General features: G+C 52.7%; 20 protein-coding genes and 1 pseudogene. 10 read left to right on the forward strand and 11 right to left on the reverse strand.

Annotated features, from left to right (window positions below; translation table 11 throughout):
• Window positions 1-115 precede the first annotated feature (115 nt).
• Complete coding sequence (gene arsA, locus UNDKW_RS23445; RefSeq protein ID WP_162060715.1) at window positions 116-1,879, reverse strand: arsenical pump-driving ATPase; 1,764 nt, start codon at window positions 1,877-1,879, stop codon at window positions 116-118.
• Window positions 1,880-2,341: 462 nt separating this feature from the next.
• On the opposite strand from arsA, the gene arsC reads away from it, so the two are divergent.
• From arsC to arsH, 3 genes and pseudogenes are all read left to right on the forward strand, one after another.
• Complete coding sequence (gene arsC / locus UNDKW_RS23450) at window positions 2,342-2,770, forward strand: arsenate reductase (glutaredoxin) (protein WP_162060716.1); 429 nt, start codon at window positions 2,342-2,344, stop codon at window positions 2,768-2,770.
• Window positions 2,754-2,945 (forward strand): hypothetical protein, encoded by a 192-nt coding sequence (locus UNDKW_RS30155; RefSeq protein WP_370529050.1) that lies wholly within the window; start codon window positions 2,754-2,756, stop codon window positions 2,943-2,945. The genes arsC and UNDKW_RS30155 overlap by 17 nt, the downstream gene beginning before the upstream one ends.
• A gap of 255 nt (window positions 2,946-3,200) precedes the next feature.
• Window positions 3,201-3,749 (forward strand): annotated as a pseudogene (arsH, locus tag UNDKW_RS23460) (arsenical resistance protein ArsH); the annotation flags it as partial.
• 78 nt (window positions 3,750-3,827) lie between these two features.
• Here the strand turns inward: arsH and UNDKW_RS23465 are convergent.
• Window positions 3,828-4,181 carry a CZB domain-containing protein gene (locus tag UNDKW_RS23465; RefSeq protein WP_162060718.1) on the reverse strand — a complete coding sequence of 118 codons (354 nt, stop codon included), beginning with the start codon at window positions 4,179-4,181 and terminating at the stop codon, window positions 3,828-3,830.
• A 575-nt stretch (window positions 4,182-4,756) separates the two neighbouring features.
• Between UNDKW_RS23465 and UNDKW_RS23470 the strand changes: the two genes are divergently transcribed.
• The 5 genes from UNDKW_RS23470 to UNDKW_RS23490 all read left to right on the forward strand — a co-directional run bounded on the left by UNDKW_RS23470 (window position 4,757) and on the right by UNDKW_RS23490 (window position 10,219).
• Complete coding sequence (locus UNDKW_RS23470; RefSeq protein ID WP_162060719.1) at window positions 4,757-5,206, forward strand: hypothetical protein; 450 nt, start codon at window positions 4,757-4,759, stop codon at window positions 5,204-5,206.
• Window positions 5,207-5,442: 236 nt separating this feature from the next.
• Window positions 5,443-6,591: a hypothetical protein gene (locus UNDKW_RS23475; RefSeq protein WP_162060720.1), complete on the forward strand. Its 1,149-nt coding sequence runs from the start codon at window positions 5,443-5,445 to the stop codon at window positions 6,589-6,591.
• Between the two features lie 186 nt (window positions 6,592-6,777).
• Window positions 6,778-7,881, forward strand: coding sequence for an aminoglycoside phosphotransferase family protein (locus UNDKW_RS23480; protein WP_162060721.1), 1,104 nt, complete (start codon window positions 6,778-6,780; stop codon window positions 7,879-7,881).
• The gene (locus UNDKW_RS23485) at window positions 7,878-8,885 is read left to right on the forward strand and encodes a T3SS effector HopA1 family protein (protein WP_162060722.1); all 1,008 of its coding nucleotides are present in this window, start codon (window positions 7,878-7,880) and stop codon (window positions 8,883-8,885) included. Before UNDKW_RS23480 ends, UNDKW_RS23485 begins: the two co-directional genes overlap by 4 nt.
• Before the next feature lie 20 nt (window positions 8,886-8,905).
• Entirely contained in the window at window positions 8,906-10,219 is a 1,314-nt protein-coding gene (locus UNDKW_RS23490; protein WP_232063092.1) for a lanthionine synthetase LanC family protein, read from the forward strand.
• Window positions 10,220-10,355: 136 nt separating this feature from the next.
• Here the strand turns inward: UNDKW_RS23490 and UNDKW_RS23495 are convergent, their stop codons facing one another.
• From UNDKW_RS23495 to UNDKW_RS23505, 3 genes are all read right to left on the reverse strand, one after another.
• Window positions 10,356-10,655: a DUF1843 domain-containing protein gene (locus UNDKW_RS23495; protein WP_162060724.1), complete on the reverse strand. Its 300-nt coding sequence runs from the start codon at window positions 10,653-10,655 to the stop codon at window positions 10,356-10,358.
• Between the two features lie 119 nt (window positions 10,656-10,774).
• Window positions 10,775-12,244 carry a GDL motif peptide-associated radical SAM/SPASM maturase gene (locus UNDKW_RS23500; protein ID WP_162060725.1) on the reverse strand — a complete coding sequence of 490 codons (1,470 nt, stop codon included), beginning with the start codon at window positions 12,242-12,244 and terminating at the stop codon, window positions 10,775-10,777.
• Window positions 12,245-12,300: 56 nt separating this feature from the next.
• Window positions 12,301-12,753 (reverse strand): DUF1843 domain-containing protein, encoded by a 453-nt coding sequence (locus UNDKW_RS23505; protein ID WP_232063093.1) that lies wholly within the window; start codon window positions 12,751-12,753, stop codon window positions 12,301-12,303.
• Between the two features lie 220 nt (window positions 12,754-12,973).
• Between UNDKW_RS23505 and UNDKW_RS23510 the strand changes: the two genes are divergently transcribed.
• Together UNDKW_RS23510 and UNDKW_RS23515 are read left to right on the forward strand one after the other, a co-directional pair.
• Window positions 12,974-13,597 carry a bifunctional 2-polyprenyl-6-hydroxyphenol methylase/3-demethylubiquinol 3-O-methyltransferase UbiG gene (locus tag UNDKW_RS23510; protein WP_174247612.1) on the forward strand — a complete coding sequence of 208 codons (624 nt, stop codon included), beginning with the start codon at window positions 12,974-12,976 and terminating at the stop codon, window positions 13,595-13,597.
• 110 nt (window positions 13,598-13,707) lie between these two features.
• Window positions 13,708-14,793, forward strand: a complete 1,086-nt coding sequence (locus UNDKW_RS23515; RefSeq protein ID WP_197892997.1) for a hypothetical protein — start codon at window positions 13,708-13,710, stop codon at window positions 14,791-14,793.
• On the opposite strand, the gene UNDKW_RS23520 is transcribed toward UNDKW_RS23515, so the two are convergent.
• From UNDKW_RS23520 to UNDKW_RS23545, 6 genes are all read right to left on the reverse strand, one after another.
• Window positions 14,790-15,224, reverse strand: coding sequence for a GAF domain-containing protein (locus UNDKW_RS23520; protein ID WP_162060726.1), 435 nt, complete (start codon window positions 15,222-15,224; stop codon window positions 14,790-14,792). The two genes, UNDKW_RS23515 and UNDKW_RS23520, sit on opposite strands and share 4 nt — an antisense overlap.
• A gap of 31 nt (window positions 15,225-15,255) precedes the next feature.
• A complete protein-coding gene (locus tag UNDKW_RS23525; RefSeq protein ID WP_162060727.1) occupies window positions 15,256-16,155 on the reverse strand; it encodes an EboA domain-containing protein in 900 nt (299 codons plus the stop codon).
• 23 nt (window positions 16,156-16,178) lie between these two features.
• The gene (locus UNDKW_RS23530) at window positions 16,179-17,138 is read right to left on the reverse strand and encodes a UbiA family prenyltransferase (protein WP_162060728.1); all 960 of its coding nucleotides are present in this window, start codon (window positions 17,136-17,138) and stop codon (window positions 16,179-16,181) included.
• A complete protein-coding gene (gene eboE, locus UNDKW_RS23535; protein WP_162060729.1) occupies window positions 17,135-18,355 on the reverse strand; it encodes a metabolite traffic protein EboE in 1,221 nt (406 codons plus the stop codon). The genes UNDKW_RS23530 and eboE overlap by 4 nt, the downstream gene beginning before the upstream one ends.
• 7 nt (window positions 18,356-18,362) lie before the next feature.
• Window positions 18,363-19,646, reverse strand: coding sequence for a 3-dehydroquinate synthase (locus UNDKW_RS23540; RefSeq protein ID WP_197893000.1), 1,284 nt, complete (start codon window positions 19,644-19,646; stop codon window positions 18,363-18,365).
• Window positions 19,647-19,807: 161 nt separating this feature from the next.
• The gene (locus UNDKW_RS23545; protein WP_162060730.1) at window positions 19,808-22,486 is read right to left on the reverse strand and encodes a ferritin-like protein; all 2,679 of its coding nucleotides are present in this window, start codon (window positions 22,484-22,486) and stop codon (window positions 19,808-19,810) included.
• Window positions 22,487-22,685: the final 199 nt, after the last annotated feature.

Raw genomic sequence — 22,685 nt, forward strand, 5'->3', positions numbered from 1 at the left:
GCGACAAAGGCAACCGCCTGGATGGCAATGTCGGCCATTGTATGTTGTCTGGCATATTGTGAGCAAACTTTCATTGCCCGCCTAAAGCACTATCGAGAAGACGCCTTGCCAATACTTAACTCACTGCGTGTAATAATTTTTTGAGTCGCTCCAATCCCACCGGCTCTTCTGCCTGCAAGGGTATTACAGCCCAGCGCTGGGCATATTTTTTTGCTACTTCATCAATCAGTGGTAGTTCACTACGTGCACGTTGACGCAGCAAACCAGAAACCGGATTTGCCAGGGCCAGACTGTTATTAATGATCCAGGCCCAAGGCTCTATACCTGCACGGCGCAATTCATTTTGCAGGCCCGCTGCTTCCAGAACTGGCGTAGTCTCAGCCAAGGTGATGATGACAACTTTGGTTTGAAGCGGGTCTTGCAACTGCATCATGGGCGTTGTGAAATGTACCTTGGTATTGAGCATCTGCCGTTCAATTTCTCTATGGTAGGCGCCTGTCGCATCAAGTAACAGCAGCGTGTGTCCAGTCGATGCGGTGTCCATGACCACAAATTTCTTGCCGGCTTCGCGTATGACACGTGAAAAAGCCTGGAACACGGCAATTTCTTCTGTGCAAGGTGAGCGTAAGTCTTCCTCCAACAAGGCGCGCCCACGATCGTCCAGATTCTTGCCCTTGCTTTTCATTACCTCCGCGCAGTAACGTGCAGTCTCTGTATGCGGATCTATACGGCTAACGGTCAAATTTTCCAGGCTGCCGTCCAAGGTCTCAATCAAATGTGCCGCAGGATCAGAAGTCGTCAAATGTACTGGATAGCCGCGACCAGCCAGTTCCAGCGCAATGGCTGCTGCAACTGTGGTTTTACCCACACCACCTTTGCCCATGGTCATGATCAGGCCATGACCGTTACCAACCAGACCGTCAATTAAACCAGCGAGACTGGGAACAAGAGGAATATCTACCGGCGCAACATCGCTCCGTTTTTTCTGCGTGTTCGCTGGTACCAACAAGGCCCTTAGTGCCTCCAGTCCGACCAGATTAAATGCTTTCAGCGGTAGATAATCAGTAGGAGTGTCTTTCAATACGCTGGGTATGGCTGATAAGGCTGCCTGTTCGCGTTTCCATACTGCGGCAGCCAGCACATCCCCGGCAAGTTCGTTTTCTGGCAGCATCCCATTAATCACAAGGTATTGGTGTTGGAAGCCGATATCTGCCAGTTCCTGATGGGTACGCGCAGCTTCACGCAAACTTGCGCTCTGCGCGCGTGCGACCAATATCATTCGGGTATGTCGCGGGTCAGAAAGCGCGCTGACCGCTGCATGGTATTGCTCGCGCTGCTTTTCCAATCCTGCCAGTGGCCCCAGGCAGGAAGCATCGCCCTTTCCTTCCTCCAGAAAACCAGACCATGCCCCAGGCAATTGCAACATGCGTATGGTGTGACCGGTAGGAGCAGTATCAAAGATGATATGGTCAAAGCACTTCGTTATAGTGGGATTAGTCAAGAGATTGGTAAATTCGTCGAATGCGGCAATCTCGGTTGTGCAAGCACCCGATAATTGCTCTTCCATGCTTTTTAGCACCGCATCAGCTACACGTCCACGGGCAGGTCCGACAATGCGGTTGCGGTAGATTTGTGCAGCCGCCTGTGGATCAATCTCCAATGCGGACAAATTCGCGACATCGGGCACTGCAGTAATGGCGTTGCCAATGCTGATACCAAACACCTGTCCCACGTTAGAGGCCGGGTCTGTACTTACAATCAAGACACGTTTGCCTGAGTCAGACAGCATAATCGCACTGGCGCAGGCCAGCGAAGTTTTGCCGACACCGCCTTTACCAGTAAAAAATAGAAACTGCGGTGCTTCTGTCAGAAATAACATGGCATTCCTTGAGGTGGGTTCGATCTTCATTTCAGATTGTCAGTCCTGTCACAAAAAGCCCCAGCTGCGTTGCAGCCAGTGCGAGTACAAAAATCTGCACATTGAAGCAGCAATTTTTATATACCCTTTCAATTTAATCAGGTGGTCAGATACTGCATTGTCTAAGAACAAACAAATCTATCTTACTTTACTTTAATTCTATATTTCCAATATTATTGAAGTATAGAATCAAAGCAAAGTTTCATTTTGATATCAAGCTTCCCGGTAGAAGCCACATTCAAACGCCTGTTACCAGTTGACTGAAAGGCAGTGAATGCAAATTGCGAGCATGCTGGTCAGCTTAACGCGTACTCACTTGGGCGTAAACGCAGCGGTACTGAGGGTGTGATGGCAACGGTGGCATTTTGCTGCTTGTATCGACTTCCACACTCTGTAAACGCTTAACTTTTTCTGGAAAGATATATGACGATTACCATTTACCATAATCCTGAATGCGGCACATCCCGCAATACCCTTGCCCGGATACGAAATAGCGGCGCTCAACCGCAAGTGATTGAATACCTGCAGCATCCGCCAGGGAAAGCAAAACTGCTCGAACTGATCGCGGCAATGAAGGTGCCGGTAAGAGACGTCTTGCGCAAAAAAACTGGGCCTTACGAAGAGCTGGGGCTTGAAGATGAAAAATGGTCTGATGATGATCTCGTCAACTTCATGGTCGCGCATCCGATATTAATGAATCGCCCTATCGTAGTAACGCCGCTTGGCACGAGGCTATGCCGCCCTTCAGAAGTCGTACTGGATATTTTGCCATTACCGCAGCAAAGCGAATTCTTCAAGGAAGACGGCGAGAAAGTCATCGACAAGGAGGGTAATCGTGTTCACCAACAATGACTTTCCCAGCCTGCACCTGGACTTGTTCAGGCAGCCGGAAACAGAGCAATTGTTTGCACCTGTACGAGCAGGCCACGCGCCGCGAATACTGCTCCTTTATGGCTCTTTGCGCGAGCGTTCGTACAGCAAATTACTGACCCTGGAAGCGGCCAGGTTACTAGAACTCATTTCATAAATAGGATGAGTGCGAACAAGATGATTTGGGATGCAGTGCAAGGCGTGACCCGCTGCTAAGGCTCCTGCCTTAGCGAGGGGCACAACACTGCAATGCGCCCAAATCGTCAGTTCCCGAAGGGTTTGCCTCATAACGCGCGCTGGACTGCGTTGGACTCGTTATCAATAGCACCGCTATTGACTGCCTCGTCCATATTTTTACCATTGGCCAGCCCACGTTATGAGGAAAACGCATCTCACCCTATTTATGAAATGAGTTCTAAAGGCAATGGGCGCAGAAACACGGATTTTTGATCCACATGGTTTGCCATTGCCCGATGAGGTACCTGACAGTCACCCCAAAGTGCAAGAATTGCGCGAGCTGGCGCTATGGGCTGAAGGAATGGTCTGGACTTCGCCTGAACGTCACGGTGCTATGACTGGCATCATGAAGACGCAGATCGACTGGATTCCCCTGTCCGTTGGCGCCGTGCGCCCTACGCAGGGCAAGACACTGGCGGTCATGGAAGTATCAGGAGGATCGCAATCATTTAATGCCGTCAATCAAATGCGCATACTTGGCCGCTGGATGCGCATGATCACGATACCGAATCAGTCATCGGTCGCGAAAGCTTTTCTTGAATTTGATGAGGTCGGACGCATGAAGCCATCAGCTTACTATGATCGCGTAGTCGATGTCATGGAAGAGTTAATGAAGTTCACTTTACTGACACGTGATGTAGCCACTTATCTTGTGGATAGATATAGTGAACGCAAGGAGACCGCAGAGGAACTGTCCAGGCGCGTCAATCAGCGTGGCATCTGATAGTTGCCCCCCCATTAGCCCGGCGACAGACTAATGGGGGTAAATGAATGTCATCCATTAATAAAAGCATAATTCACTTCATAATCCCGCCTCTTTTTTGAATTTCATGATGGCCACTCCTACCGCACTTGATGCTGCCGAATAATTCGTGCCAGCATTAATCATTGCTTCTGCCTCGGAATATTTCTTCGCATTGATAGCCTGTGCCACTTTACCAGCTTCAATATGAAATGCCGCATGCCTGGCAACGCAATCCGCATGCGTTGCCAGATTGCCGAATAAGGATTTGCCCTCGCCGTGCAAATACTTGCCCAACTCGCAGCAATTGTCCCTGGCGATAGTGGCAGCATCCATGGCTTCTTTTTTACTTATTGCCATACGGAATTTTGTCTTCCATTCTGAATGTTTAGCCACAGCATCTTCAAGATCCATGTCTTCTCCTCATTATTTTTTTACTTCCGGTTCAGGATAGATGTGCCTCACTTTCACGAGTTGATGCAAATCAAGCTGCAGGCAAAGCTGGACAGAGGTCACAAAGCAAAATTTCTCGACATCAACCACTATTCACACATCGTTACGGAAAGCAAAAAGATACTCATAAAACAAGATAGTAATAAATTGTTACGCATTTCGACCTTGACAAATATTAATAATAAATTAACCTTGAATTATTGACATGCAAATAAAGTAATAAGCATATGCATTAAATTTCCTCGTCTGCAATCTCTCCCTTTCAAGTGATTTTTGAGCATTTGAGCCCGTTTCTGACTGGCTTGGGGTGGATCGTTGTCGCCGTTTTTTTTTGCACGCACGGATTTGCATCACAGCAGGGATTTTGAACGTGTCATTTGTTTGTAACGGTGGCACGTGTTGTAGCTGCAAGGCAGGAGCCTGGCTTTTGCTTATTGAGTTTGTATTGTTGTCCAAATTTTCTGAATCCAGCACCAGGTATCTGAAAAAGCCCTATGCCTGATCTGTGTTTCAGTTTCAACCGAATGGAGAATGTGATGGCGAAAGACAAGTATTTTGTAGAAGTATTGGCCGCTGATCCGGCGAATATTCCTGATGTGGTCTTGCTCAATGGCTTTGTGGGTAATTCTGCACTGGAAGGCTATACCCGGCTGTACCTGAATGCAGTCCTGAATGAATATTATGAAATCCCCAGCGACGCAATCTTGCACACGGCGGCGGCATCCGCCAGCAGCAATAATCCCCTGGAAACAGCCTATGTATGGATCAAGGCCGATGCCGAGCTCATACGCAAGGGCAAGAGCGTGGCTGACACCAAGCTCAGTTTTTTCAACGGGCCCATACAAAGTGCGCAGGCAGCATCCGCCGCCAATGCTGCAGCCCAGGCAGCGGTGGCTGGCGGCCCTACCGGCGTACTGAACTGCACGCAGGCCCCGGCGCAATGCGGCAACACTGCATGGCCAGGTTGCCCTGATACCCCGAAATAATCTGACAGAAATTCCGACAAGAATTCAGACCGAATTACCCGAATTGGAATATTCGTGATGTGAAGGGCTCTTGTTTGAATGGCCTTTTTCTCATGCGAATGTGTGAAGAATGGCGCATGTCATTGCCCTGCTTCTTATCAGAGGCATGCATTGCGGCCATTAGTTTGTTGTTTTGTTTTTCCCTGGTTTTCTTTTTTGTTCATGAAATGCAGTACCACTCTTAGGAGAGTTTTGCCATGACTACTCAATTACCGATTTGTCACATCAACACATTGATTCCTCAATGCCTGCCTGTGACTATTCCGGCCGCATGTCATCATCTGACACAACCACCACAATGCCTGATACCAACTTCGCCTGTCATCTGCCATGTGACGCAACCGCCACAATGCTTCCCGCAGACTCTGGTTGGACCAATCTGCCAGCATGTCACCAGCCCCGCAATATGCCATTTCACCCATAATCAACCTCAATGCGGCATACAATGTCAGGCTAATACACGCTTGCCTATCACTACGACCTTCGATCCAACCATAATCCAAAACCAGACACCAGTATTCCAAAATCAGACACCGGTACTACATGGTGGTGTGGGTGGCCTGGCCGCACCAGCGCAGGCACAAAACTTTGCCGGAGCAGCAGCGCCTGCCCAGCAATTTGCAGCACAAGCCAATGTCGGACCAACCGGCGTACAGCATTGCACAGCCGCACCACAATTTTGCGGTAACACAGCGTGGCAGCCTTGCCCGCCCATCGGTCCAACCGGCGTGCAACATTGCACCGCTGCACCTCAGGTTTGCGGCAATACGGCATGGCAGGGTTGCCCGCCACCACAAGCACAACAAGCGCAACAGGCACAATTCCCTATCCATCCAACGACAAATCCTACTGCCAATACTCATTGCTTCATTTGCCCACCGTTCACCATTGAGGCGCAGCAGGCTGCACCTCAGCAAGCACAGGCAATGAACCCAACGAATGCGACACATTGCTTTGTTTGCCCTCCACCTACCCTGGAAGCACAACAGCAGGTTGGCCCAACTGGCGTTCACTTTTGCACAGCCGCGCCGCAATTTTGCGGTCATACAGCGTGGCATGGTTGCCAGCCACCACTGTCAGCGCCGCCACATTGCCCAACCGTTGTTGCCGCTGTTTGCCATACCGCCGTACCTGTTTGCCACACAGCTGCTACGGTGTGCACACAAACGGTAGCTCCCACCCATCTGCTGGGTTGCACTTGCCTGCCGATGACAGTTGGCCCTGTAATTCCTACCCAAAACATGCAAGTTTGTGGCAACACTTGCCTGCCAATGACGGTAGGGCCTGTTATTCCTACGAATAACATGCCAATTTGCGGCAATGTCACTGCACCTGGTTTTTGCTAATCAAGGAGCAAGTGAACTAAAGCAGTACAGAGCAGTTTGATCAGCCCTGGTAAAAACGGTCGGGATACATTCCCGACCGGGGGTTGACTCATTCTTTGTAAACCCCGGGTGCAATTTTGCACCTGGGGTTTCGGCATACTGGCAAGCGTAAGGCTTGCGCAATACCAGGAGTAATCAGGAATGTTTTTGACCGCATCCAATATGGCCCACTATCTGCTGGCGCGAGGCACGGTTCCACCAGGCGTGGTCGTCGATGGTGATTTCATGGTGGTAGAGGCAGGCCGCCGCAACCGCAATTACAAGATCATCAGACGCGATGGTTCAGGCTTGTTCGTCAAGCAGATCAAGGAAGTCGAGCCCATGGCAATCTCGACCATGCAACGCGAAGCAGCCTGCTACCGCATGGCGCAAAAAAAAGGCTATGAAGCATTGGCAAGACTGATGCCCGGCTTTGTCGATCATGATGCTGGCCGTCATTGCCTGACCATCAGCTTGTTACCTGGCGGTGAAAACCTGACAGAATTTCATGCCCGCAAAAAAACATTCCCAGCCGGGATAGGCAAGTTGCTCGGTGCTGCACTGGGAAGCTATCACCAGACCCTGCGTGGCAAGTCGCTGCAGGCAGAAGATCTCAGCAATTTCCCGCGTATGGCACCATGGATATTGAGTTTTCATCTGAACAGTGTGCAGGCTGGCTCCACCCTCAGTGGTGGCGTGCAACAATTGGGGGCACTGATCAGGCAATACCCTGACCTGCAGCAAAACCTGGCACGGCTGGCACAGGGCTGGCGCTATGACAGCATTATCCACGGTGACATGAAATGGGATAATTGCGTGGTCTATCCTGACCCCAATGGCGAACCGGCTTTACGCATCATAGACTGGGAACTGGTTGATTATGGCGATGCCAGCTGGGATATAGGGGCAGTGTTGCAAGCCTATCTGACCTCTTGGATTTACTCCATGCCGCTGTATCAGGAATTTGACCCTGCCCGCTTTGTCGATAAGGCTGTTTATCCACTGGAGGGCATGTACCCGTCCATACACGCTTTCTGGCGCAGCTATGTACAAACGGCAGGCATAGATAATTCGCAAGCCTATCCCTACCTGCTACGCTGCATAGAATACGGTGCTGCACGCATGGTGCAGACTGCGTTTGAATCACTGTATTACTCGCCCACCATGACCAATCATGCAGCGACCTTGTTACAGGTCAGCCAGAATATTTTGCGCGATTCACGGCAGGCCTCATCCGCCCTGTACGGGTTTAGCGGGGAGTTATCATCATGAGCGAGCCATCCATGCACGAAGAATTAAACAATATCTACGCTGCCTTGCAAATCCACAATCAGCATAGCTATGCACTAGGCAATAATACTCTCATCCCCGTCACATCGACAGGTGCCCAAGCCAGCCCAGCCCAGGCACTGACCGCCGCCATCAATAACAGCCTGTATGGCATGTACTATGTACGTGATGCTGTGGATGAAGCTGCCCTGCCTTCGCAAAGCCTGGTAGCCAACCTGAGCCAGGCCAACCAGACATCAGACCGTTGGGACCCTGGCTGGAAAATTTACCAGCAAAGCCCCGATGGCCGCGTCATGATACAAAAGGGTGAACGCAGCCGCACCGCAATGGCAGGCGAATACGCCGCCAACAAATGGCCGGGCATGCCAGCGCTGGCCGGTGAGATGGTGAACTTGCGTGTGTATCCCGGCACAGCCGATATGCAACAAGGCTTTTACTATGCGTTTGGCAGCAACCTGTCTGACCAGTTTGACGATTATGAACTGATACGTTTTTACTTCAATGTACCAGCCCATGCCGCAGCAGAATTACTCTACGGCCTGACCACACAACTGAACCGTTATGCCCTGCCCTTCAGGTATAAAACCCTGGTCGATGCCAGTGCCTACCGCCGCGCCGATGCCGCTGTACTGTACATCGCCAAGCGCCACTACGCCATGGTCGCAGCGCTGATGCAGGACTTGCATGCCAGCCTGGGCAGCAAGCTGCGTGCAGCCACACCAATGTTTTGTAAATCACTGATGAGTGGCATAGGTGTGGCAGAAGAACCGGGTACCGGTGAAAGCTTTGGCATGCACAGATGCAGGCTGGTGGCAGAAGGCATGGTCGATGCATGGCTGGCAGGCTCACAGAGCGTGAGCGCACGCGCAGACGCCGTGCAAAAACGCTTTGCAGCGAGCGGCATAGACATGCGCACCCCCTACCTGAACCGCAATTCAGTCAACCTGTTTGAAACACCCGTATTTAGCGGAGGCTTGCTGTTATGAATGCACCGATCAATGTACCTATGACTACACCTGTAACTGCGCCTATGACTGCACCCATCAATGCGGTCATCAATCCTTACAAAGAAATTTATCTCGACGTTGCCGACCGTATAGGTCGCAATTTATGCCGTGATGCGGTCTGGGATGGTGCGCGTTGCAACTGGCTGGGCTGGTCCATGGAAGCCGTGAATCAAAACTGGGTACCAGCTTACCGCTCCTTTGCCGGTGACCTGTATGGCGGCACCAGCGGCATCGCCCTGTTCCTCGCTGAACTGCATCAGTTCAGCGGCGACAAACAACAAAAACGGATACTCGAAGGTGCATTGAACCAGGCACTGTCGCTGTCTGACAAAATGCAGGGCCCAGCCCGCAGCGGTTTTTACGCAGGCAGCAGCGGCTTTGCCTATGTGCTGGTACGCATAGGTACATTATTGAAAAATGAAGCCCTTATCGCCCGTGGCCTGCGTGAAATGGCCAGCCTCAAAGAGCAGGTGCCGGATGCGATGTTCATCGATGTCATCGGCGGCAGTGCCGGTGCCATACCGGCGATGTTGAAACTCGGCCTGGAACACCAGCGCTCTGACTTCATCACCATGGCGCAAAGACACGGTGATTATTTGCTAGAGCACGCCAGCAAAAGCGACGCTGGCTGGTCATGGGAAACCATGCATGTGCCCGGACAAAAACACCTGACCGGTCATTCACATGGCGTGGCTGGCATCGTCACTGCCTTGCTGGAACTGTATCGCGCCACAGGAGAAAAGCGCTACCTGGATGGGGCCAACGAAGGCTTGCGCTATGAACGTGGCCTGTTCAGCGCCCAGCATAATAACTGGCCAGACCTGCGCATCATGGATGCCAGCCAGACCGATGCACCTCCGGTGTATAACATGGCCTGGTGCCATGGCGCACCAGGCATAGGTTTATCACGCCTGCGCAATGTTGCCCTGATGCCGGATGATGCCATGCTCATGCAGGAATTGAATGCGGCCATACAAACCACCGCCAGTTCACTGTTGCCTGCCTGGGTGCATGGCATAGGTAATTTTTCGCTGTGTCACGGCGCATGTGGCAATGCCGAATTGATGATCATGGCCGGACAATGTCTGAAACGCCCTGACCTGACACAGGTCGCCGAAAAGATAGGGCAGGAAGGCTGGCAGCATTACGGCCAGTCCGACATGCCCTGGCCTTGCGGCGTGGCAGGTACGGGTGAGACGCCTAACCTGATGCTGGGTACGGCGGGCATAGGGCACTTTTATTTGCGCCTGTATAACCCTGAGGCTGTGCCTTCGGTGTTGATTGTGACGCCGCCGGAGAAGGTGGGGAGTTGATTGAAATTTTGTAGGTTGGGCTACGCTTCATCAGCCCGACACTTGGCCTCAACATACGCATACGTTATTTAAACGCCGAGTGTTGGGCTGGAAAACCGCAGCCCAACCTACAAGTTCAAGCCAACCTACGAAAACATTAAAACAAACGATTATAGTAAGCCACTTGCGCTTTCAGACGAGAAATTTCAGCCTGATCACCACGTGTCACTGCATCTTGTATCGCCACACCATACAAGGCTTGTGGCGGCAAGCCCTTGGCCTTCATGGCTGTTTCCAGCGACGGTAAGAGGCGTTCTATTTCTGATGCGGCTGCCAGATAGTCCAGTGCCTGATCGCGGACGGTGGACATTTTTTTGACATCGCCACTGGCGATTGCTTCATGCATGGGTACTGCATACAAGGCGGCCAAGGGTGCTGCATGTGTTGGGGAAACCATATCTACTCCTTCGAGAAATCCTGGCATCAATATAAAGCCAGGCGGATTAAGGAAAATATTCATCAATACAAAATTTCCCCCGGCAAACCCCAAAAAATTTGGAGGCCGGGCTTTGATCGTTACACTGTGCTGGTCAGCACATGCAGGCGATCGAGTACGCTCTTGAGTTCTGTCATGACGGCTTGCCGTCTGGCTTCTTCAATGGCATATTTTTGTGCGGCGGTAACGACATCGGCATGGCAGTGCGGGCACTCTGTCTCATCCTGCCAGATGTACTCATGACAGTTGCGGCACAATCCCAGTTCAGGCAAGGGATTGCTGCTGGTGCGTTCTGCCACGCGTGGTGCTGGCGCAGGTTCCTCAGGCAGAATTTGCCTGCCGGGAATCGCTTCTTCATACAGTTCAAACCTGCCTATGGCAAAAGGCTTGTCAGGCGCTGGTGCCACTTTGCGGATTTTTTCATGTATGCCGCGTTTCTCCAGCTTCAGTGCACGGTAGTGGCAATAGGGATTATTGCCGGGCTTGCCGAACAGGGAATCTGAAGTCCAGGTACAGCCACCACGGCAGACATCGGCGTAGTAGCAGGTGCGACAATGCCCCCACAGTGAATCGATATTGCGCATGCGGCCAAAGTGCAGTTCCTCAGACGTGTTCCACAATTCTGCCACGGCAGTGTCACGGACATTGCCACCACCATAGGTTTCTGTTGCCAAAGATGGACAACCCTTGATGGTACCGTCCGCCTCAAGACCGATGACATTCTGGCCGGCAGCGCAACCTGTCCAGTGCAAGGTTTCATCACCGAGGCCACGCCAGTGATGCTCGAAAGGACCGAAGTAACCAAGGTTGTTGCCAAAGGTCAGCAACAGGCCGCGTTGCTGGCCTTCATGATAAAGGCGGTTCAGCAGTGGCATGAGCTCCAGCACGCGGTGCGGTTGCAGCAACAGGTGGTCATTCTCTACCGCATTGCCCATGGCCACGGTGATCTGTAATTGCCAGTGAGTGGCACCTGCTTCGATGATGCGGTTGAACAGGGGCTCCAGCTGATCTATGGTCTCTGCACCTATCTGGGTATTACAGCTGACACCCAGGCCCAGGGACTTGGCGGTTTCCATGGCACGCAGGGCATCATTCCAGGAACCGACCACGCCACGCACCCTGTCGTGATAATCCTTCATGCCATCGATGGACACACCTATGCCAAACAAACCGGCCTGCTTGCCTGCTTCCAGCCTTGCAGTATTGAGGTTGCGGGCACCGGTTTGCATGCCTACCCGTATGCCGTGACCAGCAATACGTTCCACCATTTGCAGCCAGTCCTTGCGCAAGAAGGCTTCGCCACCTATGAGGGTGATTTCACGCGTGCCCAGGGCGGCCAGTTGATCGATCACGGAGAAGGCTTCTTCGGTGGAGAGCTCACCCACCCTGCGCTTGCCTGCGCGAGAACCGCAGTGGCTGCATTTCAAATTGCAGGCGAGGGTAATTTCCCACACCACGTGCACAGGCGTATGGCCGTTGAGATCAGACAGCGTACGCGCCCTGGCGGGTTGGGATAGTTGAGAAGATTGAGATACCTGAGTTTGTTCCATACTTGGCTCCGGTGGCAAATGCCAGCAAGCTGGCATCCGGGATCATGCGGCTGTACTTATTTGCTGGCGTTGAGCTGTGCCAGCAGGCTTTGTGCGAGTTCTTTCAGGCGATCGACTTCGGCCTGATCACCACGCGCCTGCGCGTCCTGAATCGCGACGCCATAAGGTGTGACAGGGTGAAAAGCGGCGGCAGAGTTGCTGACACCACCGAGCAAATTGCCATAGGAAGCGAGTTCGGATTTGATGCGGGCGATTTCAACCTGGTCGCCGCGGGCGACGGCGTCTTGTATGGTAACGGCATACAGGGGACGGATAATACCGCCCTTGCTTTTGATGGCGCTTTCCAGTTCAGGCAACAGACGGGCCACATCGGCGGCAGCCGCCAGGTGGCTGAAGGCGGCATCACGCGCTGCGCTCATTTTTGCTGCGTCGCCACTGGCAATTGCATCGCTCATTGCGACTGCATACAGGGGGATGAAACCGCCATAAGATTCTTTACTGGTAGTCATAAAATTACTCCTTTAAGTGAGTACGGGTTATGAAACTGGGGTGGGTATCTATAAAATTCTGGAAACCTGCCTGCTATCAATATGGCAAGCTTACTTAGTATATTTTCAATTATTTAAAAGTCAATGACATTATTCTTTTTTTAATTAAATTAAATGGATAAAGAAATCATCAAGGCCGATGCTTTACACTTGGCAATCCTGCCAAACACTAAACCAGAACATGAATGTGAATAAAGTCAGTGGCACCGAAGGCTATGCAGAGATGGCGGATTACCTGGTGCAGCAATGGCAGGAAATTTCTTTCAAAGAACATCACGCTACCGTCTTGCACCTGCTGCCGGTAACACCTGGCCGTGTGCTTGATATTGGTTCTGGCATAGGTAGTGACGCTGCCGCCTTTGCAGCAATGGGACATCGTGTTGTCGCCGTAGAACCGGTCAGTGAATTACGCCTGCCGGGCATCGCCCTGCATGACTCAGCACTGATCACCTGGCTGGATGACAGCCTGCCAGACTTGTCATTACTCAGCGCCAGGAATGAGACTTTCGACCTTATCATGTTGAGTGCTGTGTGGATGCATCTTGATGAGCTTCAACGCCAACACGCCATGCCCAGACTCGCGAGTTTGATGAATACATCCGCGACCCTGATATTGTCGCTGCGCCACGGCCCTGTCCCTGCGGGACGACGGATGTTTGATGTCAGCGCCGCAGAGACCATAGGACTGGCTGCGCTGCAAAACCTGGAACCTATCTTGCACGCAGAGGCACCGTCAATACAAAAACTCAACCAGCAAAGTGGAGTGACATGGACACGGCTGGCGTTCAGGCATGCAACACCGTAAAGCGACAAAAATACCAAGATGCAAAGACACATATCATATTGACCACAATTGTCTTTTGTGAAACACTTCCTGTATTGAATTCATTTCAGGCTCATTTTCAGGCTCATTACATGGCAAACCCGCTACCCATCGTTGTGCCGCAACTCATGATGCAGCAGCGATGCGCATCCAGCATTGTCTTGCGTGGCCTGAATAATCCGCGCGGCATCAAATTCAAACAAGATGGCAGCCTGTTGCTGGTAGAAGCAGGCAGCGGCGATGCAGGGCAGCCTTTCTCTGGACGACTACTGCAATTCAAGCAAAATGCAGCTGGCGAGTATGTAAAGTACGAAGTACTCGCTGATGGTTTTCGCTCAATGAATATGCAGGCACGCATGTGCAGGGATGAAATATTTGGACTTGCCGATATCGCCTACGGCGATGGTCGCTGGTTGTTGAGCCAGACTGATTATGTGTCCGGCTCGCGCATACTTGATTTAAGCAGCCTGCCACCACGAGCAATCATCCATAGCCGTGGCAACCTGAATGCACTTTGCTATCATCCGCAAAGGCATAGCTGGCTGACGGTAAAACCAGATACCAACCAGGCGATAGAATTTATTGATGATCAGCCGGAAGCGGTAGTCGGTGCACTGGCAGATTTGTCTGGTGGCCAGCATGCGGTGCCAGTGACTATCATCCTGGATCAAAGCTCAACAACAGATGAGGCTAATCAGCCAGTCTTGATTTCCCTGTTCTCTGGCGAGTTGCAAGGCGATGCAGACAGGATGGGTATCAACTTTGAAAAAGGTGTCAGCCAGATCGTCAGACTGGATCTTGCTACGGGTGAAGTCAGCACAGTCATAGCGGGCCTGACGCTGGCGACTGGCATGGCATTCACTGAACAAGGACAATTGCTGGTGCTGGAATTATGCGAGGATTTTTTAGAACCCATGCCTGCAAATGCAGTGCCAAAAACTGCCTGGCATGGTGGTTTCAAGCGTTATTCCGGTCGCCTGCTTTGCATTGATCTGGGCAAGCGCACGGTAACTTGTCTTGCGAGGCATCTGGATACACCATCGAATTTATGCGTGGCAGGCAACACAGTTTTTATCAGCGAAGGCATGGGCCTGCCTGGTCGCCCCATCGCCAATGCAGATGGAGAAACCAAGGCACTCGAAGGCTATGTGCGCAAACTGATATTGCCCGAAAACTAGATCGCCTGTAAAAGCGCAGTCAGCTCAGCCAGCTTAGCGGGGAAAGGTGCCTGTGCCACCCACTCTGCCGGGTCACCTTCTTTTTGCCAGGCAAAACCAACCACGGCCATGACATCGCCCGCTTTGCTGAGCAGGGGAATCGCAATTGCCGCCTGTGCACCAACAGCCTTGGCACCGGGTCGTATATTGCCACTTTTATCGTCTTGCAGATTGCAGGTTTGCACAGGCGCCTTGCTCAACTGCGCCGCACCTGCCATGCCCTTGCCATGACTGACATGAGCAACGATGGCGAGTACTGGCTCGGGTATACGCAAGGCCGCACTCAGGTATAAATCTTCACCGCGCTGTACATGGATAGTACCAGCGGCAGCATCGAGATTGGCGATGCTGTCTTCCAGCCATTGCTGGTGTTCTGTGTTTTTTTCGAACATATTCATTCTCCTCAGTTTATGAGTATTGCTATCAATGTGAATCTTGCAACAGCTCTTGCCAGCTCTGGTCTTTGGCTGCTGTGATCAGATTTTGTTGCTGGCACAGTGAGCGAATTTTGCTGTCATGGGCAGGCAGGCTTTTGGCAATCGCCAGTTTTTCTGCGATGCTGCCTTGTTCAAGCGCACGCAATAATTCTGGTTCACCGAGCAATGCCAAATGCGGTGTCACGCAACGCCATAATTCAGGACTGATGGCACGTCCCGCTGCCCAGCGTTCATGGGCGAGATCAATCAGGATAGCGGCCAGGGCAGGATTATTCCTTTGCTCCAGGCCTTGTATTGGCCATAGCAGGCTGTCGAGAAAAAAACATTTGACGACCATCTGGTTCCAGGCAGCCTCATCAAACGCCTGCATGGGGTAAGGATTGCGGTGCGCCATCGCTTCAAAAATGGGACGCATGCTGGAGCGTATCGCTTCACGGGCGCGGTGCTCTATCGCCACCGCTGCGGGATACAGCGGAAAGCCGGAATACAGGGCGATCAGTTCATTGATCTCGGCACTGTCAGCGATGCTGTCCAGTTGCATGGCAAATTGCGCTTCATCACCGGCATAGCTGGCGAGTATGAAAGCCACCCTGGCTGCGATATCGACGCTCCAGGCCGAGGGGTCAAAACCAGGGCGTAGTGCATGCGCTGCGGCCAGTTCATCGGTACTCGAGTTCAAATCCTGTTTGCCGAGTTTGCGCGAGGCCATGCCCATGGCGCGATATACATCACGCTCCTGTTTCGCGGTACTGATTTGCTGGCATTGCAGGCGGAACCACAGCAAGGCTTCTGGCGTGCTGCGTGCGGCTATCCAGATATCGAGTTGCGACAAGGCTGCAGCAGTTGGTGTCAGTGCCTGCATTTCTTCTAAAGATGGATGTCTCATGATGGCCGCCTTCAAATGATGGATCAGGTTCCGGGAATGACACGTTGCAGAACCCTGGTCAGGATAAAGGCGCCCAGGCAAAATGCCACGGCGGCAAGGCCGCCGCCGGCAATGGCAATCACCAGTGCATCCAGCAAAGAGGTCGCAGCAATCAGTTGCGCCACGGCTCTGGGTACCGAACCTGCCAGATGACGGGTAATCAATAAACGCACAGCGATAACGTCTGCAACGATCAGGGCCAGCAGCATCAGCAAGGCCAGCCCGCCGTCGGCCCAACTGCTAACCGAGCGGCTGCCATACAAAAGCACAGGCAAGGCCAGTATCAGCAAGGGCCACAGGCTGCCAAGACGGTTCAGGCTCTCTTGTTTTGCAGCATATGTCAGGCCCACCACATGCGCCCAGATAGCCAGTGCTGCCAACACCACTGTAGTATTGAGCAGCACAGTGCTGGTCAGGGACGGCTCAACAGCAGTCTCAACAGCAGTATTCAATTCAACCATCATGACACTGGCAGCCGCAACAAAATACACCAGTGCGCGGCACAGGCCCATGATCAGCGGGCTCAGTGGATTACCCTTGTGCCAGACGTTGTACAGCAGGATGGTGGCAGCCAGTGCGCAGCCACAAACAATGGCCCAGGTGCCGTAATAACTGAGTATGGCAATGCCTGCCACTTGCAGGACAAAGCCTATGGCAAACACTGCCCTGGCGCTGATCTGGCCAGAAGGAATTGGTCGCCCCGGCCTTTCACGGGCATCAATTTCACGGTCAAAGGCATCATTCAAGTACATGCCCGCACAATAAAAAGCCGATATCGCCAGCATCACCAATAGCGTATGCATGAGGGATAAAGGACGACCAGTAATGCTGCCAGCAACGATGGCACCCGCCAGCACATTGGTCCATACGGTTGGCAGATTGGATACCCGGCCCAGCCTCAGATAAATACCCATGCGGCTGTTATTCATGACTAAAGTATTCATGTCAGCAGTTCTTTCATGATAAAGCTCAACTCACGCGCAATGGCGTGGGCTTTGGATTCAGTCTTCAAGTGCGCAGGCAAGACATCCCAGGTATAAGTCTCGACTTCCAGATGCCCTGAAAAGCCTTGCTTGCGCAAAGCTCGCAAAGTCGCCAGCAAATCTGCACGGGTTGATCCCAGTGTTGAAGCTTGCTGTTGTTCACTATCCCAGAAAATAGGCACATGGCAGTGCACACGCCATTCACCGTCTGCATGGCCAGCCTGGTAAGCTGACAGCGCGGCAGGCAGGTCGGTATAACGTTGTAACTCGTCTTCATTCTGAATCACGACCTGATGCAGATAAACACCGTCATCAAAACGCCGCAATTCACTAAGCAAATCTGCATGCATGACAGGAATGCGCAAGGCACAAGATAACTGTATCTTGGGTATGCGTATGCCGAGCGCGGTGAGGGTCTGCATGGCATGGACGGGGTCTTCAAATTCGACAGCAGCATGACAGACGTCATAGCACACACCCAGATGACGGCGCATCAGGCGCTCAGCCTGCGCTTCTGTGCAGGCCAGCAATGCAGCCAGCTTGCTGATGCTGTCTTTTGCCCATAGCTGGCCGCAGAAAAAAGCCGTGGTCTCGCTCATGGTTTCCAGAAAACAGCAGGGCTCTGGCTCCAATGCCAGGGCTATGCATTTTCCAGTTGCTTGTTCCAGTTCGGCCAGCATGGCAACTGCCTGTATGAGCTGCTCAACAATCTGCTGTTGTGCATCCGCAGTCTGCGTTTCAGATTTGTAGGCACCTGGGACGGTGGAAATACTGCCCTCCATATCATCAGGCAGGAGCTGGCTCAAAATCATGGCGCATTGTCTGGTGTAGCGCAAACGTTCAGCATCGCGCCAGTCTGGCAGATAGACTTGCTCCTTGACCCTGACATTGTGAAAGGGCCCGTAAGGAAAAGCATTGATGGTGAATACATATGCACCCAGGTTTTGTAGTTGCGTCTTGAATTGCTGCAAGACTGCTGGCTGGGCCAGACTGTCAGCCGCCATCGCCGACAGGCGCAGACCTATGCCGAAGGGCTGGTCTTCAAGCAGCTCCAGCTTTTTCCTGAGTACGGGGATAGTTTCATCGAGGCTGGCGCTGATTTCTTCCCAGCTTTCACCCGCATGGATATTCGTGCAGTAAGTCAGGTGCACGTTTTGCGGTGGCAGGGATATCAGCATATCAGTCTCAGCCTGCGATGGTGGTTGAAGTTTCGGCTGATATTGCGGCTGGTATTGCTGACTGCGCGCTTGCCTGCAGGCTTTGCAGCCAGTCTATCGCTGCCCGCACCAGCCCGGCATCCATCTCATGTACTTCTACACCGCTGCCTATCGCGGCCAGCAGGGTGATGGTCAATTCTCCGCCCAGATGTTCGCGGAATTCTCGCAAACCCTGCAGCACCAGTAATTCGCCTTGCGCATTCTGCGCGAGTAATTGCGGGTGCCACAAATCAAAACCCAGTTGCGTCAACAAGCGGTGGATGCGCGCATCTTCTCCTGCTGGCAATAAACCGGCGAGGCAGGAATAACGGGCATCAAGCGCGAGGCCTATCGCCACCGCCTCGCCATGCGACAGCGCATGTGCGGTCAGGCGTTCGAGTTTGTGGGCGACCCAGTGCCCATAATCGAGGGGCCGGGCGGAGCCACTTTCAAACGGGTCACCACCATGCGCGATCTGGTGCATGTGCAGGCTGGCTGAACGGGCGATAACACTGTTCAGGATTACACTGTCAAATGCGGCCAGTGCGGGCAGCTGTTTTTCCATCATGAGAAAGAAGGCGTGATCACGTATCAAGGCCACTTTGACGGCTTCTGCCAGCCCTGCCCGTTTCTCGCGCGCAGGCAGGATATCGATGAAAGCCGCATCATTGATGACCGCCCAGGGCGGTGCAAACGTGCCTATGAGATTTTTCTGCCCTTGCCAGTTGACGGCATTCTTGACACCGACACCGCTGTCATCCTGCGCCAGCACCGTCGTCGGGAAGCGTATATGGCGCACCCCGCGATGGAAAATCGCCGACGCATAACCGACAGCATCCAGCACTGCGCCACCACCTATGGCAATGGCATAGGAATGCCGGTCTATCGCCCGCTCTGACAATGCCTGCAACAGTGTTTCTACGAGGGCAGGATCATTTTTGCAGGCTTCACCACCGGGCATCATGAAGATGTCACCTATTAATTCCATCGCTTCATGGTGGAAGTTGATGTAGGTCAGTATCTGCTCGGCAAGACCAGGCATGGCCCTGGCCACGCCTTCATCGAGAAAAATGGCGAGGCGGTGGCGGCGTTGTGGCTCACGCAACGTCACAACCGCACGAAAATCAGGATTGGCAATATCAAAGGCATCGCGGGTGGATACCACGGGGAAAGAATAATCGACACGCACATGTTGCTGCTGCCAGGCACCGCGCAAGGCAGGCGGCGCTGTCACATCCAGATCGGGCAGCCTGTTGAGTTCAGCCAATTTCACGATAAGTCCTTTTCATGGATATCCACATCCAGTTCACCATCATGCTGTCATTGATTATAAAACTGATATGCATTTGTTTGCAAATTTATCAATCTCTCCAGACAACATCGACAACATTGGTAACATCAGCAATGCTGTCTGGAGGAAACACGATGGCTCACTCAGTCAGGGAAAGGCAGTTGGAAGCTCGGCCCTGCTGTCGTGCCATCGTTCAAACCAGAAGGCGTCTCCATCAATTGCTGCGCTGCCAAACCCAGCGAGAACATCAGGCCAACTGCCTGGCCCAGCTTGTCTGGCTCGCCATTGAAGGCGATGTGCAAGCCATTCAGCAGTGCCTGATAAGTACTGGCAAACTGCTCCTGCAAGATGCGGGCGCGTGAGCCTTTGGGATACACCGCCAGATTGGGGTCATCCATCATTGGCCAGACACCATCAGGGTCAAACGGGATTTTTTCGCCACTATAGGAAAAGCCATGTTCGCTCTTCACAAGGCGATGTCCATTGACTATTTCTGCATATTTGTAATAGTGCGACAACTCCCCATCACCATCACCGGGATGACGTGCATTTGCGCCCTCGCCCTGACGCTTGATTTCATCGATCGCCCGGCAGGCATCCGCCAGCGACGTGATCGTGAACAGTTTACCTGTGCCATGCCATTCCGTGACCTGTTTCTCTGCATTGCCAAAACTGATCTGTCCGGCATTACTGAGCTCCGTCAAAGCCTGTTTGATTTCATCATAGAACCAGCCTATGGTGTATTTCGATGTATCAACAGGATCACCTCTCCTGGCGCGATAATGCACGGGCTCTATGGTTTTTTCTGGTTGCTCTATGGACATGAAGGCACGCAACTGGTCTATCGAGCATTTGCGCAGGCGTACATTCAGGTCTGCTCTTAAACCACCCGGCAAGGAGCCAGGATAGACAGGGACGAATTTGGGGCGGTTGAAGCAGGGCTGGCCACCTATGGAGATGAAGAGATTTGATACCAGCGCCATGTGCAACATCTCTTCCATGACAACGCTACGTATCAACTGCGCCACTTCGATATTGGCATTTGGCTTGATACTGTAGAGCGCAGTCAGGTAAGGCGGTATCGTCGCATGCTCCAGCTCTATCGCCTGTTGCAGGGCGCGGTGCAGATCAGGGACTGAATCGAGCTCCATGTAGAGCGGGCTTTCCAGCCACTTCAACAGCATCTTGCGCTTTTTGGTAGAAAGGTCGCGTGTCACCGGCATGTAATTGGGATCGGATACCGGGGCCTTGAACACATTCTTGAGTGCATAGATCTTGTTCGTCAGACTGGCATAATTCGACAGATCGACGATCTTGTGCATGATGGGATAGAGGTCGGCATATTGCTGGAAGATGGGCCGCACATCACACATCCAGTCTGGTTTGTCAGGTATCGTGTAGCCGCTGAAGACCAGGGCATTCAGCGTCAGTGCGCCATTACCCACGCTGCCCAGCGGCGGTGGCGCACTTCCTATCTGGTAGGTCACGCAATATACCTGCCCATCAATATAGCCGCGTGGATTACCGGGGTCTGTCGCTTTCAGTGTCAGTTCCGCCCGGCCATCGCTGCCAGTGGTAATGCTGGTCTGGAAAGCCAGTGCTTCGGTAGGTGTGCCGACTTGTTGCGGGCCCGATACTGGCCCCTGAGTGACCTGGCCTTGCATCGCAGATGGATCATAACCGAGGCTGATCTGGGTATTCGCCAATGGCTGCCCGAAGCTGCTTGCATAAAAATGCACGCTGGTATTTTCAGGTGGATTAAACCTGAAGACGAAATTGTCTGCCCTCACCCATTGACCATTCGGTGCTTCTGCCAGCAGGGGCTGGGTAGCGTTTTTGACCAGGCCCAGCGGGGTATTGCTGGCAGCGGCGAGCTGGGTGCTGCTCAAGGGAATGGAGACTATGCCTGCCGTGCTTTCATACCAGTGCTGCCCTTGGTAATTGACTTCGGCCAGCAATTGCGGCGGGCCATCATTCGGCAGCAAGGCTATAGTCAGGCTGCCAGAATCTGCACGGGCACCGCCCAGTTCTGCGATAGGCAGGCTATTACCCAAATCCAGTGTCAGCACATTGCCGACAATTTGCCCGATGGCGTCATTGGCTGTTTGCCCTGGCACTGCCCACAGGCGGCGGCCAGGCACGAAATGCCGGGGCTCACACACATCATGCAAGCCTATGCTGCCGACCACGCGGCCAAAGGTGAAATTGGGCGAAGACATGGTGTCGTCAAAACTGTCGACATTGAACTTGATACTGAAATTGTCTGGCGTTTTATTCTCGGCCAACAACTCTTGCAGGAAGCGCGAAGGTCCGGCCCCGGTAATGCTGATCTGTTCGAGCACTGACTGGTAATACGCGCAAAAGAATGAATCAGGCTCACCAGGCGGGTAATTGACCCAGATGTCCGCAAACGGCGCGACCGCAAAACGGCTACGGAAGCCCATGCCGGAAGCCTCGCTGCCAAGATTGACCGAAAAACCCCAGATCTGCGACACCATCTGCTGTTCACTATCGAGATCAACCAGCTTGCCCTCTACCCTGCTGTCGGTGCCATTCACTGCCAGGCCGATGACGGGATCAAGACTGGGGTCGCTGCAAGTGCTGCCATCCTTATACACCACGCTGGTCACTACGCACTGACGGAAACGCCACGAGCCAGTGCCATTCGGGTTCCACCAGCCATTGCTGGCGCCTGGCCCGGGCATCTGGTAATTCGAACGGAAACGCGCTGTATTGAAATGTTCGGGGTCATTATTGACCGTGGATACATCCGCTTGAAACTGCCCGGCAAAAACCAGACGGGGAAGGCTTAGATAACTCATGGTGACTCCTGGGGTAGATATCAAGTGAATTGACGGGCTTACCTGGGTTTGCCGGGTTTGTCTTGGCAATAATGGTGACGCCTGATAGTGGTACTGAGGGCGTTCCGCTACTGCTCGCAGACAACCGCTGTGCCAGCCTGAACAGGCAGCACACAATTACAAATATTGAAACATTAATGCAAAATAATCAATGAATATT

Origin of the sequence: Undibacterium sp. KW1 (genome assembly GCF_009937955.1) — a bacterium.
In the GTDB taxonomy this organism is placed as follows: domain Bacteria; phylum Pseudomonadota; class Gammaproteobacteria; order Burkholderiales; family Burkholderiaceae_D; genus Undibacterium.

Coding starts and splice junctions, on each gene's coding strand:
- arsC (WP_162060716.1), top strand. CDS start 2,342: ATGACGATTACCATTTACCATAATCCTGAATGCGGCACATCCCGCAAT.
- arsA (WP_162060715.1), bottom strand. CDS start 1,879: ATGTTATTTCTGACAGAAGCACCGCAGTTTCTATTTTTTACTGGTAAA.
- UNDKW_RS23470 (WP_162060719.1), top strand. CDS start 4,757: ATGGCGAAAGACAAGTATTTTGTAGAAGTATTGGCCGCTGATCCGGCG.
- UNDKW_RS23485 (WP_162060722.1), top strand. CDS start 7,878: ATGAGCGAGCCATCCATGCACGAAGAATTAAACAATATCTACGCTGCC.
- UNDKW_RS23500 (WP_162060725.1), bottom strand. CDS start 12,244: ATGGAACAAACTCAGGTATCTCAATCTTCTCAACTATCCCAACCCGCC.
- UNDKW_RS23505 (WP_232063093.1), bottom strand. CDS start 12,753: ATGACTACCAGTAAAGAATCTTATGGCGGTTTCATCCCCCTGTATGCA.
- UNDKW_RS23475 (WP_162060720.1), top strand. CDS start 5,443: ATGACTACTCAATTACCGATTTGTCACATCAACACATTGATTCCTCAA.
- UNDKW_RS23545 (WP_162060730.1), bottom strand. CDS start 22,486: ATGAGTTATCTAAGCCTTCCCCGTCTGGTTTTTGCCGGGCAGTTTCAA.
- UNDKW_RS23515 (WP_197892997.1), top strand. CDS start 13,708: ATGGCAAACCCGCTACCCATCGTTGTGCCGCAACTCATGATGCAGCAG.
- UNDKW_RS23525 (WP_162060727.1), bottom strand. CDS start 16,155: ATGAGACATCCATCTTTAGAAGAAATGCAGGCACTGACACCAACTGCT.
- UNDKW_RS23520 (WP_162060726.1), bottom strand. CDS start 15,224: ATGTTCGAAAAAAACACAGAACACCAGCAATGGCTGGAAGACAGCATC.
- eboE (WP_162060729.1), bottom strand. CDS start 18,355: ATGCTGATATCCCTGCCACCGCAAAACGTGCACCTGACTTACTGCACG.
- UNDKW_RS23530 (WP_162060728.1), bottom strand. CDS start 17,138: ATGAATACTTTAGTCATGAATAACAGCCGCATGGGTATTTATCTGAGG.
- UNDKW_RS23510 (WP_174247612.1), top strand. CDS start 12,974: ATGAATGTGAATAAAGTCAGTGGCACCGAAGGCTATGCAGAGATGGCG.
- UNDKW_RS23465 (WP_162060718.1), bottom strand. CDS start 4,181: ATGGATCTTGAAGATGCTGTGGCTAAACATTCAGAATGGAAGACAAAA.
- UNDKW_RS23495 (WP_162060724.1), bottom strand. CDS start 10,655: ATGGTTTCCCCAACACATGCAGCACCCTTGGCCGCCTTGTATGCAGTA.
- UNDKW_RS23490 (WP_232063092.1), top strand. CDS start 8,906: ATGACTACACCTGTAACTGCGCCTATGACTGCACCCATCAATGCGGTC.